General features: G+C 39.8%; 16 protein-coding genes. 13 read left to right on the top strand and 3 right to left on the bottom strand.

Features of this window, described 5'->3' with window-relative positions; translation table 11 throughout:
* Positions 1-16: 16 nt before the first annotated feature.
* The 3 genes from PVA17_RS19855 to rfbF all read right to left on the bottom strand — a co-directional run bounded on the left by PVA17_RS19855 (position 17) and on the right by rfbF (position 3,658).
* Complete coding sequence (locus PVA17_RS19855) at positions 17-1,099, bottom strand: NAD-dependent epimerase/dehydratase family protein (RefSeq protein ID WP_274068708.1); 1,083 nt, start codon at positions 1,097-1,099, stop codon at positions 17-19.
* Positions 1,100-1,155: 56 nt separating this feature from the next.
* Positions 1,156-2,394, bottom strand: a complete 1,239-nt coding sequence (locus PVA17_RS19850) for a UDP-glucose dehydrogenase family protein (RefSeq protein ID WP_274068707.1) — start codon at positions 2,392-2,394, stop codon at positions 1,156-1,158.
* A gap of 481 nt (positions 2,395-2,875) precedes the next feature.
* Positions 2,876-3,658, bottom strand: a complete 783-nt coding sequence (rfbF, locus tag PVA17_RS19845; RefSeq protein WP_274068714.1) for a glucose-1-phosphate cytidylyltransferase — start codon at positions 3,656-3,658, stop codon at positions 2,876-2,878.
* A gap of 878 nt (positions 3,659-4,536) precedes the next feature.
* On the opposite strand from rfbF, the gene PVA17_RS19840 reads away from it, so the two are divergent.
* From PVA17_RS19840 to PVA17_RS19780, 13 genes are all read left to right on the top strand, one after another.
* Entirely contained in the window at positions 4,537-5,658 is a 1,122-nt protein-coding gene (locus PVA17_RS19840) for an FkbM family methyltransferase (RefSeq protein ID WP_274068706.1), read from the top strand.
* An 11-nt stretch (positions 5,659-5,669) separates the two neighbouring features.
* Positions 5,670-6,977, top strand: a complete 1,308-nt coding sequence (locus PVA17_RS19835; RefSeq protein WP_274068705.1) for a glycosyltransferase family 2 protein — start codon at positions 5,670-5,672, stop codon at positions 6,975-6,977.
* A gap of 545 nt (positions 6,978-7,522) precedes the next feature.
* The gene (locus tag PVA17_RS19830; RefSeq protein WP_274068704.1) at positions 7,523-8,215 is read left to right on the top strand and encodes a M15 family metallopeptidase; all 693 of its coding nucleotides are present in this window, start codon (positions 7,523-7,525) and stop codon (positions 8,213-8,215) included.
* Positions 8,212-9,006: a M55 family metallopeptidase gene (locus PVA17_RS19825; RefSeq protein ID WP_132358735.1), complete on the top strand. Its 795-nt coding sequence runs from the start codon at positions 8,212-8,214 to the stop codon at positions 9,004-9,006. The genes PVA17_RS19830 and PVA17_RS19825 overlap by 4 nt, the downstream gene beginning before the upstream one ends.
* Positions 9,007-9,029: 23 nt before the next feature.
* Positions 9,030-10,094, top strand: a complete 1,065-nt coding sequence (locus tag PVA17_RS19820) for a dipeptide epimerase (protein ID WP_274068703.1) — start codon at positions 9,030-9,032, stop codon at positions 10,092-10,094.
* 122 nt (positions 10,095-10,216) lie between these two features.
* Positions 10,217-12,043 (top strand): peptide ABC transporter substrate-binding protein, encoded by a 1,827-nt coding sequence (locus PVA17_RS19815; protein ID WP_274068702.1) that lies wholly within the window; start codon positions 10,217-10,219, stop codon positions 12,041-12,043.
* A gap of 157 nt (positions 12,044-12,200) precedes the next feature.
* The gene (locus PVA17_RS19810; protein ID WP_305884014.1) at positions 12,201-13,148 is read left to right on the top strand and encodes an ABC transporter permease; all 948 of its coding nucleotides are present in this window, start codon (positions 12,201-12,203) and stop codon (positions 13,146-13,148) included.
* On the top strand, positions 13,148-14,122 hold the full coding sequence (locus PVA17_RS19805) for an ABC transporter permease (protein WP_274068701.1): 975 nt from the start codon (positions 13,148-13,150) through the stop codon (positions 14,120-14,122). The genes PVA17_RS19810 and PVA17_RS19805 overlap by 1 nt, the downstream gene beginning before the upstream one ends.
* Positions 14,123-14,135: 13 nt before the next feature.
* Complete coding sequence (locus PVA17_RS19800; RefSeq protein ID WP_132358727.1) at positions 14,136-15,191, top strand: ABC transporter ATP-binding protein; 1,056 nt, start codon at positions 14,136-14,138, stop codon at positions 15,189-15,191.
* Entirely contained in the window at positions 15,181-16,128 is a 948-nt protein-coding gene (locus tag PVA17_RS19795; protein WP_132359423.1) for an ATP-binding cassette domain-containing protein, read from the top strand. Before PVA17_RS19800 ends, PVA17_RS19795 begins: the two co-directional genes overlap by 11 nt.
* On the top strand, positions 16,125-17,057 hold the full coding sequence (locus PVA17_RS19790; protein ID WP_132358725.1) for a S66 peptidase family protein: 933 nt from the start codon (positions 16,125-16,127) through the stop codon (positions 17,055-17,057). The genes PVA17_RS19795 and PVA17_RS19790 overlap by 4 nt, the downstream gene beginning before the upstream one ends.
* Positions 17,058-17,066: 9 nt before the next feature.
* Complete coding sequence (locus tag PVA17_RS19785) at positions 17,067-17,852, top strand: serine hydrolase (RefSeq protein WP_274068700.1); 786 nt, start codon at positions 17,067-17,069, stop codon at positions 17,850-17,852.
* A complete protein-coding gene (locus PVA17_RS19780) occupies positions 17,849-18,664 on the top strand; it encodes a C40 family peptidase (RefSeq protein ID WP_274068699.1) in 816 nt (271 codons plus the stop codon). The genes PVA17_RS19785 and PVA17_RS19780 overlap by 4 nt, the downstream gene beginning before the upstream one ends.
* Positions 18,665-18,833 lie beyond the last annotated feature (169 nt).

The following is an 18,833-nucleotide window of genomic DNA, read 5'->3' as shown; positions in this document are numbered from 1 at the left end:
ACACCTCTTTTATGAACTATTTTTCATTATTCCCGTTCATTTCTAAGTACCTCAAATACCGTTCTATTCCAGTACGCGTATCTACGGTCGGCGTGTAAGCCAATACTGTTTTTATTTTGCTTAAATCCGGACAGCGGCGCTGTGGGCTGTCTGTATTGTAATGTTTGTCTGTATGCTCACTAAATATGATGCTCCCGTTATACCCGAAGAGGGAATTCCCAACGGAACGATATAGCTCCGCTAATTCCAAAATCGTCATTTCTTCCGTGTCGTTACCGATATTAAAGATGTCGTATCGCGCGTACAATGCGCATTTTAGCGACGCGAGCGTCGTATCCGAAGTATAACAGAAGGTACGAGTCGCTTTACCGTCGCTGTACAAGACAATTGGTTCATTCTGCAAAATATTCATCGCAAAATCTGCTGGGGCGCGTTTATCATTTGAATGTAGTCCGGGCCCGAAGCTATTGAACGGCCGTAATACCGTTATTGGGAAGGCTTTCTGATAATGAAAATTATAACAGAGCGTTTCGGCGTACCGTTTTGATTCATCATAGCAGGAGCGTGGTCCTGAGCTGTTAACGTTGCCCCAATAGCTTTCTGGTGTTGGCACCATTTTTGGTTCAGGATCGCCATAAACCTCGCTGGTGGAGTAAAACAATAAATTGAAAATGCCTCTGCCACTGTAAAAGTCAAGCAGGCGCCGTAGCCCGGCAACGTCGGCGTCCATCGTTTCGATTGGATGCAATCTGTAGTATACAGGAGACGCCAGTGACGCCATATGAAAAATAAGGTCCGCGTCGCCGGCAAACGAAAAATCCTCCCGAATGACATCGCCCTTGCGCACCGTAAACAGGGGGTGGCTTTCTATTGCGTGGACCCACTTGGGCTTTCCGAAAATATAATTATCAAGCACGTATATGTGTTTTACACCAAGTAGCTGTCCATAGTGGGCAAAAAACTGCACCAGCATAAATCCAAGGGAGCCAGCAAAGCCCGTAATTAATATTTTCCTTCCTGTTAAAGCACTGCGCTCGTACTCTGTTAAGCCATCCATGATGCGCCGCAAGTCCTCTAGTAAAATTCTATTATCCGACATATTGTTCACCATTCCTTATCTATACAAATGTTTTGCCACGTCAGTCCAATTAACACTTAATTGTCTAAGAAATACCTGCAATCGACGAAGTGTGTATCCGGAAAGGTCTTATCAATTCCTTTAAATTCTTCCCATGCGGTTACAAGTGCGACCGTGCGGCAAGTTTTGCACACTTCGTGCAGCGATTCGCAATAAGTAATGGGAAGTCTGTACATGTTTTGAAATTTCTGCATAGCAAGTGAGTCATAGGTATAGATATTAACATAACCGTCACGTATCAATGTTTTGATGATCTTCACCGCTGGGCTGTCGCGGACGTCATCAGAGCCTGGTTTGAACGACAGACCGAGTATACCGATTTTCTCAGTTTTTTTGCCTGCCGCATGAGCAATTTTTCGAGCAGTCAGATCTGGCATTTCGTTATTAAGAGAAATTACACTTTCAAGTATTCGCGGCGTGAATCCTCGGCTTAGTGCGACAGCGTCAAGGGCAGCTGTGTCTTTCGGCAGGCAATACCCACCGTAACCACAGCCGGGATATATGTAGCTGCTAATTTCAGCGCCAGCAAACCGGCTGTCCTCATGCAGAATGCGAAACGCCCTTGCCGTTTCGATACCGCCAACTGCATCTGCTAGTAGAGCCATCTCATTCGAGTAGCTGATTAGTGCTGCAAGCAAGGAGTTTGATAAATATTTAATAAACTCAGCCGTGTTAGGCTCTACAAAATGAAGTGGCGCGCCAAACGGCATATAGAGCTCTGCGAGCACACTTTTTGCTGTATCGTCAGTCACGCCGCAGACAATTCTGTCAGCATTTATAAAATCCTCCCAGCAGCTACCCTCGCGCAAAAACTCCGGGTTTACCACAACCGGATTGTTTGCTCCCTTTGCACGGACATGCGGCGTGACTCGTTCGCTAAGCGTTCCCGGCGGAACCGTGGATTTTACGACAAGCACACAGACTGGGGAGACTGTTTCAAGAACGCTGTCAATTGCAAATAGCAAATGTTCCAAATCTGCGCTACCGTCAGGTAAACTCGGCGTTCCAACGCAGAAAAAACAGATGTCGCTCTTATACGCCGCTTCTATTGCACAGTCCACTAAGGTGAATGCTGTTCCGAGATTCCGCGCGAGCGCGTCGTCCAATCCTGGCTCAAAAAAAGGGACTTTTCCGCCGGATATCACTGCACAGTGCTCTTTGTTAATGTCATATCCGTACACAGAAAAACCTTTGTCCGCAAAACCGAGCGCAGTGGTTAGTCCGACAAAGCCAAGTCCAAACACAGCAATACGCATTTTTTTCCTCCTATCCCACATACAATATGGTGTCATAGCACATATAATCATTCTGAATACCGAGTATTTGTCCTCGGTAATTTAGAAATCTCTTCTAGATTATGGTATATGTAAATTGTAAGTTTTGGTTTACCTTGCATTTATTTCTGTGGAATCATGTAGCGTTTTTAATATTCATTTTAATGAAAGGTGGCAATACACTGTATTCCTTATCTTCAAAATAATAGTCAAGCAAATACCAGAACGTGGTATTCCTCTATGCTAGTTATGCTGTAAATAAGTGACGATTCCGCAGGGTGTTGCATTATGAGTAAAAAGTAATTCGTTTTCTTAATTCCATAATCCCTTTAGTACCAGTGTGACATTCTAGTTGGCGGACAGTCGTTTTGCTAAAGTTATCCATATCCAGTTCGTAACCATATATACGGTTTCCTCTGCTGGTTTAGACTATTTCCGCACTATCACCGAAAAGATTGATGATTTAATCCACCCACACTTTCCACTTCGCATTGCCACTCGCCCAATCCGCTTCAAGTACCCCTTTATCCCGAGCCGTATCCATGCAGGACCAGAATTTGTTATGCTTATAGACACCTAGCTTGCCATCCGCACTCAAGCGTTCAAGCGGCTTACGCTCAAAAATCGTTGAATCTCCATCTATATAATCAAAGACTTCTGGTTCCATCACCATGAACCCTGCGTTTATCCAAACACCATCTTCTTGCGCCTTTTCATGAAACCCAGTTATTGTTCCGTCACGGTCGTTGATGTTAAGCATGCCAAATCGTCCACCTGGTTGAATCGCGGATAATGTGGCAATCTTTCCTGAATTTTCGTGCGTTTGTACGAGTTTTGTTAAATTAATGTCACTGACACCGTCGCCGTAAGTCATCATAAACCGCTCATTGCCGATATAGGGGGCAATGCGTTTAATACGTCCACCAGTTTGTGTGTACAACCCCGTATCAACAACGGTAACTTTCCATGGCTCCGCAACGTTTGCATGTACAATCATCTTGTTCTCGGCTGTAAAGTCAAATGTCATATCGCTACGGTGTATGTAATAGTTGGCAAAGTATTCTTTAATCATATATCCCTTGTAACCGCAACAAATTATGAATTCATTGAAGCCATAATGAGAGTAAATCTTCATAATATGCCATAAAATCGGTGCATCGCCGATCTCTATCATCGGCTTAGGTCGTAAATATGATTCTTCACTTATGCGAGTACCAAAACCTCCCGCGAGAATTACTACTTTCATACGAACCTCCATTCCAGCCTTAGGTCTAAAAGACCGAAAGCAAATCATTGTTTTGCTCCTCTTTAAATGCATGATAATTCAGTTAATTGATGCTCCCTTATACTTTAGTTTGAAGAGAGTTTTTTTTATTCGTCACTGAGGTATTGACGAATGTTATGACTGCGAATAGAAGCCTGTGTCCAAAAGGGAAAAGGTTCTTGGTGATGTCAACGACAAACGTTACAAAAGTTTGAATGTGGTCACAGGTCAGTGTGGAACACAGAAAATCGTGACTTGTTTTTATTCTTGGAATAATACGGGGGACTTGTTTGAGTGGTCCTATGCCTCTTATTGTCTGTCGAAAAATTAAACATAATGCCACATTTCATAGAAAAGCCAGTTATCTGGTTATCTCCTTAGTCCCCGATGAAATATAATATGTCGATGAATATGCTGGGATGAGGTTTTGGTGAAAAGTTTAAGTATCCTTAAATTATCGTTGTGAAAAATTATACATTTTAGAATATGATATGCAATTCAATCGTATGTCGAAAAACCAAAATCTGGGTCAGATTTTAGCTTCGTTTATAAGGGCATGAATCGTTTCAATCCTTTTTTCGTACATGAAACAATGACGAATGGTTTGAACCCTCGCTTTCCACAAATCGATGTCTTATGTCTATGGTTTTGTTCAATGAAAATATTGCGATGTTTGATGGTACAGTGTTGGTTCTAGTACAAAAGATACGAAGAGGAATTTAGCCTCCGAATTTCCGTCGGTATTTGAAGAAAACGGTAGTCGATGAAACGCGGCAGAAAAAAACAACGAAACCTAGTTGGACTATTTTCTTTTTGATTTGAATAAACTGGATATTATTGAAAGGGAATTGGAGATGTGAATGGTAAAAGATATTTCGTTCGATTTGATGATAAATAAGCCTAGTTACCTAGAGTTAATTATCGATAAATGCGCCGAACTTCTAAAAAAATCGGAAAGTACTTTTATTGTTTTATTTGGTGCTGGCGAGATTGGGGTTGAATACCTGAGATATTTCAGGGCTCATCATATAGCCGACAGGTTTCTCTTTTGCGATAATGATTCAAGAAAGCGGGGAACTCAAATAGAGGGGGTTCCTGTCATAAGCTTTGATGATCTAAAGAAAAAGTATAGTGATAGTATTATTCTTATTACATCATATCAATACAGTGAAGAAATATCTGTTCAATTAAAAGAAAACGAATTGCACCACAACCTGATTGAACATATTGTCGCATCAGACATTGCTTTTTATTTATTATTCCGGAATTACTCAGCGGTAGTGAGTATGCATACCGCTGATTTTAACACTGTTTACAACATGCTTGCAGATGAACAGTCCAAGCATGTTTTTTATGAACGAATTAATTATTGTATTACTGGGAACCGTGAACATCTGATTCCTTTGAAAAGCGAGGCTCCCCAGTATTTCGAATCCGATATAATCGCATTGTCTGAGGAAGAAGTCTTTGTTGACGGAGGGGCTTTCACCGGCGATACCGTAGAAATGTTTCTTGAGCAAACGGGAGGAAAGTATAAGAGAATCTATGCTTTTGAACCGGAGGAACTTAAACATAAACAGTTTCTTGACAAGTTTGCACAATCGGCAAATATTGAGCTTATACCGTGCGGCCTTTGGAGTCAAAAAGACCATCTCCTCTTCAATGCACAGGGGAGTGTAGCCAGCGGGTTAAGCGCCAACGGAAATATTGAAATTTCTGTTATATCTGTTGATGAAGCGCTCAAGGGGGAGCCCGTTACCTTTATAAAAATGGACATAGAAGGTGCAGAGTTAGAAGCGCTCAAAGGGGCAGAGCAGACAATAAGAGAATATAAACCAAAACTTGCTATATGCGTGTATCATAAACCGTTGGATATCGTACAAATACCGTTGTATTTAAAGCAGCTAGTACCAGAATATAAACTATTTATGAGGCATTACAGCGATGGATTTTGTGAAACTGTATGTTATGCGGTGACATAAGGGAGGAGTACATGCCGATTCTAAGTGTTATTATCCCTGTATATAATGTCGAATCGTATTTGGACGAATGCCTTCAAAGCATCTTAAACCAGATTGATATCGATTATGAAGTTATATTAGTCGATAATGCATCAACGGATCATAGTGGCCGTATTTGTGATGCTTATGCAGCACGTTACAAACATTTCAAAACAATTCATCTGGATGTGAATAGCCTTCCTGCGGGGGCAAGGAATGCAGGTTTAAGAATAGCAGCAGGAGACTATGTCCATTTTTGCGATAGCGACGATTATTATACATATGGGGTATTTTTACAAATCAAAGATTTATTACAGCGTTCTAGTCCAGATGTGCTTATGGGGCGGTTTGTTTGCGTACCGGAAAAAGGGGCGTACATTACGAATGACGTCACTCTCGATCCAGACGTTTTTAAAGAGTGTTGTTCAAGTTCGATGGCAGAATACCTGCTCGGCTTGCCTAAGCTGTTATGCACCTCTTGGAAATTGATTGTATGCCGAGAATTATTATTGGCTAACCGCATTACGTTTCCCGAAGGATGTCATTCGGAGGATGAGGAATGGTTTCCGAAAGTAATATGTTGCGCCAATACATTCGCTTTACTGAATGAGCCTTTTTATTGTTATCGCCCAAGAGCAAGCGGATCGGTAACGGCAACGAAAGAATATTTAAACAGCAAGTCTCATCTCATCGTAACTTTGCATTTACTGAGGTTTCTTCATGAAAAAAATTATGAAGATGCCCGGCGCGACTTCATCTATTCGCGTGTTGACTTTCTACTTGGCTTATTCGCAACCCGTTGCGATACGTTTTGTAGAAGGGAGTTACATGAATTAGCTGACATCATTGAAAAGAATATGGACATTTTTCCACTGGTTGAAAAATTGCCGCGGAATTATTATTTATTTGAATTGATCAACGTGTATGGCCCTTTCATCGGAATATGTATGTACCGTACATTGGTTGTAGAAACGACATTGGCATTGTTGTACGGTCAAGAGGACAAAGAGATGATTTATGTATTCCCTACAGGATATAGCGGCGAAGGCACAGCTAGAATCTTGCAGAACGCGGGGTACAATGTAAAAGGTTTTTTGGATAACAGCGAGCAAAAAGTCGGCTGTGTCATCAATGGACTCCCTGTAAGTTTGCCTAGTACACTAGAACGAATGTCGCAAGAATCCCGGGACGGTCTATTCGTAATCGTTACAATACAGAGCGAGCGTATTGCACAGTTGATAAAGAAGCAACTGAGGGAACTAGGGCTTCGTGATTGCCAATTTGCCAGCAGAATCTATTAGCGATCACCATACATAACTATCAATCTAAGAGGAATTTATACTCGTAGTTTTGGTTTAGTCTTAATGAGGAAATTATAAAATGTCATATCCGTTCCACTGTATATGAAACATCATCATTAGTGCGTGAAATAATAAAAAAATATTATTTAGTTGGAAATAATTAACCTTCATTTTGAGCAATGTTTATTCAAAATGGAGGTTTTTTATTGCAAATGAAGTCGCTGCTTTTTCAATTTTTTGATTCCTTCCGTCATTTTTGTTTTATTTAGTAATCTTCCAGTACAGCTATGAATAAAATTTTTAAATAAGTGAAAAAACATGGCTTTTCGACCTTTTGGGTATAGGATTGACTGATTTTGTTTGGAAAGAAGAGAATAGCTGTTATTTTGTCATGTTAACTTTTTTATCTAGTCAATGATTTTAAGGTATGCTAACATTCATTTAAAAAACTGAATTATCTAAAAATATGTTCCGGAAATCTTGAAATGGGGGTGTGTACAATAGAGTACGCCGTTTTTCAACCCATTGAACGAGATAATTGTTCGATGAAGGAGTCAACGCCGGCCATTTATGAAAATGGGGAGCCATTAATTCAAATCAGAGAAGACTGCCCTAGAATATTTATAGAGCCCATTTATTATCAACAAAAAATTCCTAATAGTTTACGTGCAATTTATTTACGTGAGGGTGTATATGAGCGACTCATGCAAGCACTTTTGTTGTTGCCTAATAATTATAGCTTTATTTTATATGATGGCTATAGACCATTTCAGGTGCAGCAGTACTTGTTTCGTCATTTTTCAATACAAATGAAGCAACGATTCCCTCATTTTACCCAACAAGAGATTGAGAAGGAAACGCGCAAATATGTGGCGTTTCCAAGCATTGATCTTGCTCATTTGGCTCCTCATTTAACAGGGGGAGCGATTGATATAACATTGGGAGACTTAGATGGCAATGCTTTAAATTTAGGTACAGCATTTGATGAAATTAGTGAAAAATCTGCTACACGCTATTTTGAACAATATCCAGCGGAAGATTGGGAAGCCTGTGTTCATCGACGTCTTCTATTTAACTGTATGACAATGGTTGGGTTTACAAATTATTCAGAGGAATGGTGGCATTACGATTTTAATAATGTTTCATGGGCTAGACGTGTAGGGGCACAAGAAGCTAGTTACGGAGCTGTGGACGCAATAATCCAAGATAATAAAGTAAAGGAGTTTCGATTGCTATGAAGGTTTATATTAGTGCAGATATTGAAGGAATTACTGGCACAACAGCTTGGAGTGAGACGGAGCTAAACGCGCCAGACTATCAGTTTTTCCAAAAGCAAATGACAAAGGAAGTAGAAGCCGCTATAGAGGGGGCTATTCTTGGTGGAGCAACCGAGATTTTATTAAAGGACGCTCATGATTCAGCACGGAATCTTGATATTTCTAATCTACCAGTAAATTGCAAGGTTATTCGAGGGTGGACATATGACCCGATGTGTATGGTTGCAGGACTTGATAAGAGCTTTGATCGCGCCATTTTTATTGGCTATCACAGTAAAGGTGGGAGCGCGCGTAATCCTTTAGCACATACGCTTTGTGTTTTTGCTGATGTGAAAATTAATGGGGAATATGCAAGTGAGTTTTTAATTAATACGTATGCGGCTGCTTTACATGGTGTCCCAGTTTCGTTTGTTAGTGGCGATGTAGGATTAACTGAGGAAATTCAAACTATCAATCATAATATCATCACATTTGCCACGAAAGAAGGGATAGGAAATGCGACCATTAGTGTGAGTCCACAGCTGACGATTATGGAAACGAAACGACTTGTCGAGGATTCGATGAAGGTGGCACGTGAAACATTACAAGTGACATTACCAGACCGCTTTGTAGTGGAAATCATTTATCGTGATCATACACGAGCATATCGAAATTCTTTCTATCCGAATGCTACGTTTAAACCACATAATACAGTGGAATTCGTAACGGATGATTTTTATGAGGTGCTTCGACTTTTACAGTTCTTAACATAAGTAACTTAAAGGTAGGTGAATGGATGAAAATTAAAAATATTGTCGTAGGGAAGGTAGAGGCACCGCTAATAACACCGTTTAAAACAGCTTTAAGAACCGTTCATAGCATTCACAACATTGCCGTCTATGTTCACGCTGACGATGGGCAAATAGGCATCGGTGAAGCGGCACCGACTGCAGCTATTACTGGTGAAACATTAGGGTCTATTTCTCACACTATAGAAGAGTATATAAAGCCAGCCATTATCGGAATGGATATTGAAGAATTAACAGAAATCATGGAGCGCATTGACAACAGTATTTATCAAAACACCAGTGCAAAAGCTGCGGTAGATATGGCAATTTATGATTTATTTGCAAAACACTATCAAACACCTCTGTATAAATTATTAGGGGGCTACCGGAAAGAGTTAATAACAGATATTACGATAAGTGTAAATGATGCTGAAGAAATGGTGAAGGATAGTGTAGCCGCCGTACAGCGTGGCTTTCAAATCTTAAAGATTAAGGTGGGGAAAGATCCAGCGGGGGATGTAGAGCGAGTTGTTGCTATTCGTGATGCAGTTGGACACGCCATAACATTACGGGTTGACGCGAATCAGGGCTGGACACCGAAGCAAGCTGTACAAATTATTAGTGCACTTGAAGATGCTGGTACAAATGTTGAATTGGTTGAGCAGCCTGTTCATTGCCATAATTTAGAAGGGATGCAATTTGTAACGGCCAATACATTGACAAATATATTGGCAGATGAAAGTGTTTTCTCTGCAAAAGATGCCTATACCATTATCGAAAAGCGAGCTGCAGATTTGATTAATATTAAGCTCATGAAAACAGGAGGCATTTATCAAGCGCAGAAAATTTGCCACATTGCGGAGGCGAATGACATACCATGCATGATTGGTTGTATGCTAGAGACAAAAATTAGCGTTAGTGCTGCTGCACATTTTGCCGCATCACAGAAAAATATCACGATGATAGATTTAGACGGTCCTAGTTTATGTTTGAAAGATCCTATTGTCGGTGGCCCGCTATTTGAAAATGATCGAATTAGGATGACGGATGCAGTTGGATTAGGATTCTCGTAATAAATTGTTTCTTTCATCAGTGAGGGGTTCTCACTGACGACTGATAGTTAATCTCGTTCCGCTATCGTGAGATTTTTAACTGTCACTTAATGTAGATAAATAAGATTACTAGGGGGATGCTTATGAGGAAAAGGTATTGGTTGCTTTTCGTGTGTCTTGTTGTAGTGATTTGTGCAGCATGCAGTGATGATTCTGCAAGTGAAAAAAAATCAGAGTATCGCGTTGTTTATTCGGGGGAAATAAAAACGTTAAATTACTTAAAGACCTCTGAAACCAATGAGTTTGCTGTGGCGGCGAACTTGATTGATGGATTAATTGAGTATGATAAGTATGGGATTGTACAACCAAGCTTAGCCAAAGAATGGTCATCAAATGACGATACTACAGTTTGGACGTTCAAGCTACGTAACGATGCAAAATGGGTCACTCATGATGGCAAAGAGTATGCGGATGTTGTTGCTCAAGATTTTGTAGATGGCTTACATTATGTCCTTGATGCGAAAAATGAATCATCAACAGCTTGGATTGCTACAGTTGTGAAAAATGGAGAAGCCTTCTATAACGGTGATCTGACAGATTTTTCGAAGGTTGGCATAAAGGCGATAGATAAACATACAGTAGAATATACTTTAGAAAAGCCAACACCTTATTTCCTTTCTATGTTGAATTATGTCTGCTTCTTTCCGGTTAATGGTAAGTTTATAGCAGAAAAAGGTGATAGTTTTGGTACAACTCGTGAAAATTTCCTTTATAACGGATCTTATATTTTAGATAAATTTGAACCGCAAAATGAGCGAGTACTTGTGAAAAACGATACGTATTGGGATAAAGACCATGTTCTCATTGATCGTATTCGTTATAAATACAATAAAGAAGCGGCTACAGTTGCACCAGAATTGTTTTTACGGGGAGAAGTCGATTCAGCGAGTATTCCAACTTCTATTATTGATGAGTGGTTTAAAGATGATAAGAAAAAATCACAAATTCGCCAAACGCAAAATAACTTCTATACGTATTTCTATGCTTTAAACTTTAACCCGCAATTTGATGCGGAATACGAGCCTGAAAATTGGAAGAAAGCGGTCAATAATAAAGATTTCCGAAAATCGCTATTCCATGCACTCGACCGTGAATCTGCAATGTTAACTTTAGAACCTTATCATCCAAAAGATTTGCTTAGCAACACGATTACTCCTAAAAACTTTGTCAATGTGGAGGGGGTTGACTATACACAGTTAGCACCATTAGCTGATCGTACAAATAATGACTCTTTCAACAAAGAGAAAGCTTTGGAATACAAGGAAAAAGCGAAAAAAGCGCTAGCAGGAAAAGTAACCTTCCCAGTAAAAGTATTGATGCCTTATAACTCCGGTATGCCAGATTGGGCAAATCGTTCACAAGTCGTTGAACAGCAGATTGAAAAACTATTAGGTACTGATTATGTAGATATTATCATTGAGGCAGGACCATCTACAGGCTTTTTATCAGAGGTTCGTAAACCTGGTAAATTTGCTTTTCTTGAAGCAAACTGGGGTCCAGACTACGCCGACCCATCAACGTATACGGATCCATTCATTGTAGGCGGTACTTATAATAAACCGGAGCTAGCTGAAGGATATACAGAAGCAAACGGAAAATCAAAATATCAAAACTTGGTGGACGAAGCAAATGCGACGATTGATACAGCACAACGTTATGAATTATTTGCCAAAGCGGAAGCCTTCTTAATTGATGAGGCATTTGTTATCCCTTATTCAGTTGGGGGGAGTGGCTATGTAGCTTCTAAATTAAATCCGTTTGAGGCTCAATATTCACCATTTGGTGTGACTACCGAGAAAGTTAAAGGTCAGCGAGTTTTAGACAAACCAATGAGTAACGAGGAGTTTAAAGGAGCTTTAGCAAAATGGGAGCAGGAACGTGCGGAGGCGTTAGCTAAAGCAGCGAAATAATGATGGATAGCTGAAACAATCGGGCATTGATGATGGAGAAAATAGTAGGATCTTTGCTACATTCAAGAAAAAGTCAAAAGCGGTTCGTATTTATGAAGGAGATACCGAAATAAAAAAGTCGGCATCTCCTTCTGTCTTTCTGAAGAAGGAGGATGAAATGATGCTGAGGTATATAGGTAAACGTTTATTACAATCAGTTTTAACACTATTTATTATCATTACGATTGTTTTTTCATTACTACGCTTAATGCCGGAGGAAGGTTATTTAGGGGCAGCAGCGAATAAAATGTCACCTGCACAGCAAGAAGTATATTTAACGAATTTAGGTTTACGTGACCCGTTACTTGTACAGTTAGGAAATTTTTACGCTAAGCTGTTTCATGGTGATTTAGGTAAATCTGTTACATATCGGACAGATGTACCAGTCGTCACGATTATTGCAGATAAGATCCTGTATTCCTTGCTATTTGGTTTAGGGGCGGTTGCGCTATCTCTTCTAATTGGAGTTCCGCTCGGCATAGTGATGGCCCAGATGAAGGGACGCTGGCTGGACCGCTTAGGGACAGGCTATATTGTCATTATCGTTGCAGTGCCAGCCGCCGTCTATTATTTAGTCATTCAAATGTATATTACAGAAATTTTTCATTTACCAATGCTTTTCGATGAATATAATCCTATTACTTGGATTTTACCACTGATTTCAATGGCGTTAGCACCGACTGCTTCCTATGCTATGTGGATGCGGCGTTACATGGTGGATGAACTAAACAAAGATTATATAAAGCTAGCGAGAGCAAAAGGAGTGAAAGAGCGTACATTAATGTTTCAACATGTATTACGAAACGCTTTTATTCCGATGGCACAGTATTTACCAGCAACTATTCTTTTTACCATTACAGGCTCCATCTACATTGAATCCTTATATTCTATTCCTGGTATGGGGGGCTTACTCGTAGATGCCATACAGCGACAGGATAATACGATTGTACAAGGCTTAGTGCTTGTGTTCTCTTCACTTGGCATTATCGGACTAATTTTAGGTGATATTGCAATGGCCGTTGTTGATCCGCGCATTAAATTGGGGAAAGGGGAGAGTGTACGTTAATGGGAATGTATTCAGAAGAAATAAACAATATCTCAAACAAATCACGTGAATCATTGTTCGATTTTGCGGAAGTAGATGAACGTCAAGCTGAAGAAACAGCCTATTCTAATTATTCCTATTGGTGTTCAACATGGAAATCCTTTTTAAAAAATCGCATCGCTGTCTTTTTATTAGTTGGTGTGCTAATTATCGTAGCTTTTACCATTTTACAACCGTATTTACCAGTACAAAAATCACCGACTGAAATATATTTAGATGAGCAGACAGGTCTCCAAGCACGTAATGTTGCACCAAACGCTGAATTTTGGTTTGGGACAAATTCCATTGGGCAGGATTTATGGTCACGTATTTGGGCAGGAACAAGGACCTCATTATTTATTGGCTGTGTGGTTGCTTTAGTAGAGGCTATCGTCGGTATTACGATCGGTACACTTTGGGGTTTTTCGCGGAAATTAGAGGCACCCATTACACAGCTTTACAATGTCGTTGATAACATACCAACAACGATTGTCCTAATTTTAATGTCCTATATTTTACGACCAAGTATTTCAACGATTATTATTGCAATGTGTATTACCGGTTGGGTAGAAATGGCAAGATTTATACGCAATCAAATTGTTATTTTGCGTGATCGGGAGTATAACTTAGCCTCAAAATGTTTAGGAACACCTGATTATCGAATTATTTTAAAAAACCTATTACCCTATCTTATTTCCGTCATTATGTTACGAATGAGTCTAGCGATACCATTTGCTATAGGCTCAGAAGTGTTTTTAACATATATCGGATTAGGCTTACCGATTAGTGAGCCGTCTTTAGGAAATTTAATCAATGAAGGACGAGTACTCATGATGTCTCCTGAATTAAGATATCAGCTTATTTTCCCAAGTATTGTATTAAGCGTCATTACGATTGCATTTTATATTATAGGAAATTCATTTGCAGATGCAGCAGATCCGAAAAATCACGTATAAGGGGATGTAGGAAATGACACAAACTCAAACACGTATTTTAACTATTCAAAACCTAGTTATTAAATTTACACTTCGTGGCAGAGTGCTAACGGCCATTCGTAATATTTCTCTTGATTTATACAAAGGTGAAAGTCTAGCAATCGTTGGCGAATCAGGTTCAGGAAAATCTGTTCTAATGAAATCAATCATGGGCTTGCTCGATAAAAATGGCTATATCGATCAGGGAGAAATTATTTACAATGAACGGGATTTAGCACAGTTTAAAACCGAGCGGGAGTGGCTAAGCATTCGTGGAAAAGAAGTGGCAATGGTTACACAGGATCCAATGACATCATTAAATCCACTGAAAACGATTGGCAAGCAAATTGAGGAATGTGTTTTTTTACATCAGAATTTAAAGGGCAAGGCAGCATATGAAGAAACTTTAAAATTGCTAAAAGATGTTGGCATTCACGATGTGGAAAAGCGTTATAAGCAATATCCTCACGAATTTTCAGGCGGCATGCGTCAACGAATTGTCATAGCTATTGCGCTAGCGTGTAAGCCTAAGATCTTAATATGTGATGAGCCAACAACTGCATTAGACGTAACAATCCAAGCGCAAATTTTGCAGCTTTTAAAAAATCTTCAACAAAAATATGGACTAACGACCGTTTATATAACGCATGATTTAGGCGTTGTAGCGAAGGTTGCTGACCGTATTGCAGTGATGTATGCAGGTGATGTCATCGAAATAGGGAAGACGCATGAAATTTTCTTTAATGGCAAGCATCCTTATACATGGGCACTCATTTCTTCTTTACCACAACTAGGCTCAAAAGGGAAGCAGCTTTATTCTATCAAAGGCACTCCACCAAATCTATTTCAAGAAATTAAAGGAGACGCCTTTGCTCCTCGCAATCAATATGCGTTAAAGATTGACTTTGTGGAACGTCCACCCTTTTTTCAGGTGAGTGACACACATTATGCTCGTACGTGGCTATTAGATCCACTCGCACCGAAAGTAGAACCCCCTGAAGCGCTACAAGCCTTTTTCAAAGAAGGGAGACGCTATGCGCATGAGTCATAAAGAAGTGGTAGTTGAGGTAAAAAATTTAAAGGTTGTTTTTGGGAAAGGCAAAAATAAATTTATAGCGATTGATGATGTCAGCTTCGATATTTACAAAGGTGAAACATTTGGTTTAGTAGGTGAATCAGGCTCTGGAAAAACAACAATCGGCAGAGCTATTATGCGTATCAATGAAGTTACTGAAGGACAAATACTGTATCACGGAAAGAAACTAAATGGCAAAATATCGAAAGAGTGGGATCGAGAAATTACACAGAAAATCCAAATGATTTTTCAAGATCCTATGGCATCGCTAAATGAACGCGCAAAGGTAGATTATATTATTTCTGAGGGACTTATGAATACAAAAAACTTTAAAAATGAGGCTGATCGTCAACAGAAGGTACGCAATGCCTTATTACATGTAGGATTATTACCAGAGTTTTCAAGTCGTTTCCCACATGAATTTTCAGGAGGGCAGCGTCAGCGGATCGGCATTGCGCGTGCACTAGTAATGGAGCCAGAGTTTATTATTGCGGACGAACCAATTTCAGCATTAGACGTATCCATTCGTGCACAAGTATTAAATTTACTAGCCAATCTACAGCAGCAAAATGATTTAACCTATTTATTCATAGCGCATGACTTATCGGTAGTCCGATTTATTACGGATCGAACTGCTGTTATTTATAAAGGTAAAATTGTTGAGCTAGCTGAGACGGAAAAGCTGTTTGCTAATCCCCTTCATCCTTATACAAGGGCATTATTATCGGCAGTACCGGAGCCAAATCCCTATAAGGAGCGTGATAAAGTCGTAGAAATCTATGATCCATCACAGCATAACTATGACATTCAGCCACCGTCATTTTCCGAAATAGAAGAAGGTCATTTTGTCTTGGCTAATGAAGAGGAATTGGAAAGATACCGAACTTCACTAAAAATGGAGGTAAGCAAATGATTCGTCCAAAGGCATTGAAAAAAGGTGACACAATTGGTCTAATAAGTGCTTCGGGTGCAACCCCACCTGAAAAATTTCTCCCTGCCGTTCAAAGTATTGAAAAGCTAGGTTTTAAGGTTATCGCTGGGGAAACATGTCAGGCGAGGCATGGTTACTTAGCAGGCTCTGATGAATTAAGAGCATCTGAAGTAAATCAAATGTTTAGGGACACTAATATTGACGGCATTTTCTGCATACGTGGTGGTTACGGGGCGACGAAAATTTTACCGCTTCTAGATTTCGATATGATAAAAGCCAACCCAAAAGTATTTGCTGGTTATAGCGATGTAACAGCATTACATATCGCTTTTAACCAACAATGTGGCTTTGTTACGTATCATACACCAATGCCCTCTACAGAATTTATTCGGCCAGAGATGGATCAGTATACGTGGAAGTGCTTTATCGAAAGTGTGACAGCAACAGAACGTACGGACTTCTGTCTTGAAAATCCACCTGGGCAAACTATGACGACGCTTGTAGCGGGAAAAGCTACAGGCCAACTTATTGGTGGGAACTTAACACTAGTGACGGCATCTCTTGGGACACCTTATGAAATTGATACAAGGGGTAAAATTTTATTTTTAGAAGATGTAGATGAAAGTGAGCAACGTGTGGATCGGATGCTTACACAGCTAAAATTGGCAGGCAAACTAGATGAGGTGGCCGGAATCTTATTGGGAGCTTGGACAAATTGTGGTCCTGAAAATCCAAAACATCCCGAACGCAGCCTATCACTACAAACAATTTTTCAAGAAATTTTAGGTCCACTTCATAAACCTATTATAAAGGACATTACATGCGGTCACTGTTTACCAACGATGTCACTACCATTTGGTCGAACGATGACAATGGACACAGAGAATCAGTTGTTAAAAGTTATAGAGTAGGTGTGAATTTTGAAGCAAACGATTACACGGATTCTTCAAAAAGCTCCCTATAAAGTGCATATGTTTGTGAAAGATTGTAAGACGGAGCATTTTTTCATTAGCGAAAAACTAGAAGACCCATTTCCCAGCGCAAGTTTAATTAAGGTGCCTATATTGCTTGCTGTTCTAAATTATGTAGAAAGCAACAACCTATCATTAGAGCAAGAGATTATGATAGCACCAGAAGAATGGGTTGATTTTAGTGTTATTAGTGAACAGCGTATAGAGCAAAGTACTATCTATGAGCTTTTAGTGTGGATGATTATTACGAGTGATAATACAGCAACAAATGTATTAATCGATTTTCTAGGGATGGATACACTCAATCAATATTTTCGTCAAATTGGGCTGCTGCAAACTACCATTCAACGAAAGATGATGGATTTCGAAAGGCTAGCAAAAGGCTTCGATAATACAACGACGGCAAGAGATATGGCACTGCTATTTGCAAGAATTTATCGTAGGGACTTGTTATCATCAGCATTTAGTGAGGTAGTGATAGGTATTTTAAGTCGTCAACGTGTACACGAATCACTAAAACGTTACTTAGTAGATGATGTGAAAGTTGCTCATAAAACAGGTGGTCTTGATACAGTAGATCATGATGTTGGGATTGTCTACAACAGCTCTCGGGATTATCTTATTGGCGTTTTCGTCACTGAGGTTACTAGCAATGATCATGCAAGGCAGCTAATTGGTCGAATATCCAAAGTTGTTTATGATTATTTGGTAAAGCGAAAGGAGATGAAAGAGTGAATGCCATTGTGACGTCTATGGTTGCAAATTTACATGCAAAGCCAGAAGTAGTCTCAGAAAAAGTGGATGAGCTACTATATGGAATGGTTGTCCGAATTATAGAAGTAGTGGATAAGAACTGGATCCGCATACAAACTGCTTATCGCTATGAAGGTTATTGCCAGAAGGATAACTTCCTGGTGGATGCTGCCAAAACGGACATCTGGCTACAAGAAGCGAATCATTTTATTAGCCAAAGCTTTGCTGATGTTTTGCAGGAGCCTCGAATTCAGAGTCCGAAAATGATGACACTCGTTAAAGGCTCAATCATCTGTTCAACGGCTATTGGCGAGCTAGATCCTGAATGGGCAGCAGTGCAATTAGTGGCAGGAGAGATTGGTTATGTACGTAGGCAATGGTTACAAGAAAAAATTCCAGAAAATAGCTTATCCGAGCAACAATTACGAGAAAATGTTGTTCAAACGGCGCTTAGCTATTTAGCAACACCCTATCGCTGGGGAGGAAAATCGCCGTTAGGTATTGATTGCTCAGGTCTATGTTCTATGGTATATATGCTAAACGGAGTATATATTTATCGCGATGCCAAAATTGTTGAAGGTTTTCCTATCAAGGAAATCTCTCTAGAGCACATACAAAAGGGAGACTTATTGTACTTCCCAGGACATATTGCACTATATATAGGCGACAACCTTTACGTACATTCTTCGCTTGCTGGGAACGAGGTTAATATAAACAGTCTGGACGAACAGCATCAACAATATCGGAAAGATTTGGCGACATCAATTACCGCTGTTGGCAGCTTATTTAAATAACAAAGTGTAGGGAAGCTAGACGGAGGGCACTGAAAAAGTCTATATCTTCTTACATCGCGAGGTATTTAAAGAGTAAATCGTTGAATACCTCGCTTTTTTCATTTGGCACTGTGACTCTACTGTTGTTTTCCGAAGCATTCCGCTCGCTTTCCGCGGGCGAGCGCCGAGC

Source organism: Lysinibacillus sp. CNPSo 3705 (assembly GCF_028674935.1).
Taxonomy (GTDB): Bacteria; Bacillota; Bacilli; order Bacillales_A; family Planococcaceae; genus Lysinibacillus.
This window is presented reverse-complemented; position numbering and strand designations above follow the sequence as displayed.

Coding starts and splice junctions, on each gene's coding strand:
- PVA17_RS19855 (WP_274068708.1), bottom strand. CDS start 1,099: ATGTCGGATAATAGAATTTTACTAGAGGACTTGCGGCGCATCATGGAT.
- PVA17_RS19850 (WP_274068707.1), bottom strand. CDS start 2,394: ATGCGTATTGCTGTGTTTGGACTTGGCTTTGTCGGACTAACCACTGCG.
- rfbF (WP_274068714.1), bottom strand. CDS start 3,658: ATGAAAGTAGTAATTCTCGCGGGAGGTTTTGGTACTCGCATAAGTGAA.
- PVA17_RS19840 (WP_274068706.1), top strand. CDS start 4,537: ATGGTAAAAGATATTTCGTTCGATTTGATGATAAATAAGCCTAGTTAC.
- PVA17_RS19835 (WP_274068705.1), top strand. CDS start 5,670: ATGCCGATTCTAAGTGTTATTATCCCTGTATATAATGTCGAATCGTAT.
- PVA17_RS19830 (WP_274068704.1), top strand. CDS start 7,523: ATGAAGGAGTCAACGCCGGCCATTTATGAAAATGGGGAGCCATTAATT.
- PVA17_RS19825 (WP_132358735.1), top strand. CDS start 8,212: ATGAAGGTTTATATTAGTGCAGATATTGAAGGAATTACTGGCACAACA.
- PVA17_RS19820 (WP_274068703.1), top strand. CDS start 9,030: ATGAAAATTAAAAATATTGTCGTAGGGAAGGTAGAGGCACCGCTAATA.
- PVA17_RS19815 (WP_274068702.1), top strand. CDS start 10,217: ATGAGGAAAAGGTATTGGTTGCTTTTCGTGTGTCTTGTTGTAGTGATT.
- PVA17_RS19810 (WP_305884014.1), top strand. CDS start 12,201: ATGATGCTGAGGTATATAGGTAAACGTTTATTACAATCAGTTTTAACA.
- PVA17_RS19805 (WP_274068701.1), top strand. CDS start 13,148: ATGGGAATGTATTCAGAAGAAATAAACAATATCTCAAACAAATCACGT.
- PVA17_RS19800 (WP_132358727.1), top strand. CDS start 14,136: ATGACACAAACTCAAACACGTATTTTAACTATTCAAAACCTAGTTATT.
- PVA17_RS19795 (WP_132359423.1), top strand. CDS start 15,181: ATGAGTCATAAAGAAGTGGTAGTTGAGGTAAAAAATTTAAAGGTTGTT.
- PVA17_RS19790 (WP_132358725.1), top strand. CDS start 16,125: ATGATTCGTCCAAAGGCATTGAAAAAAGGTGACACAATTGGTCTAATA.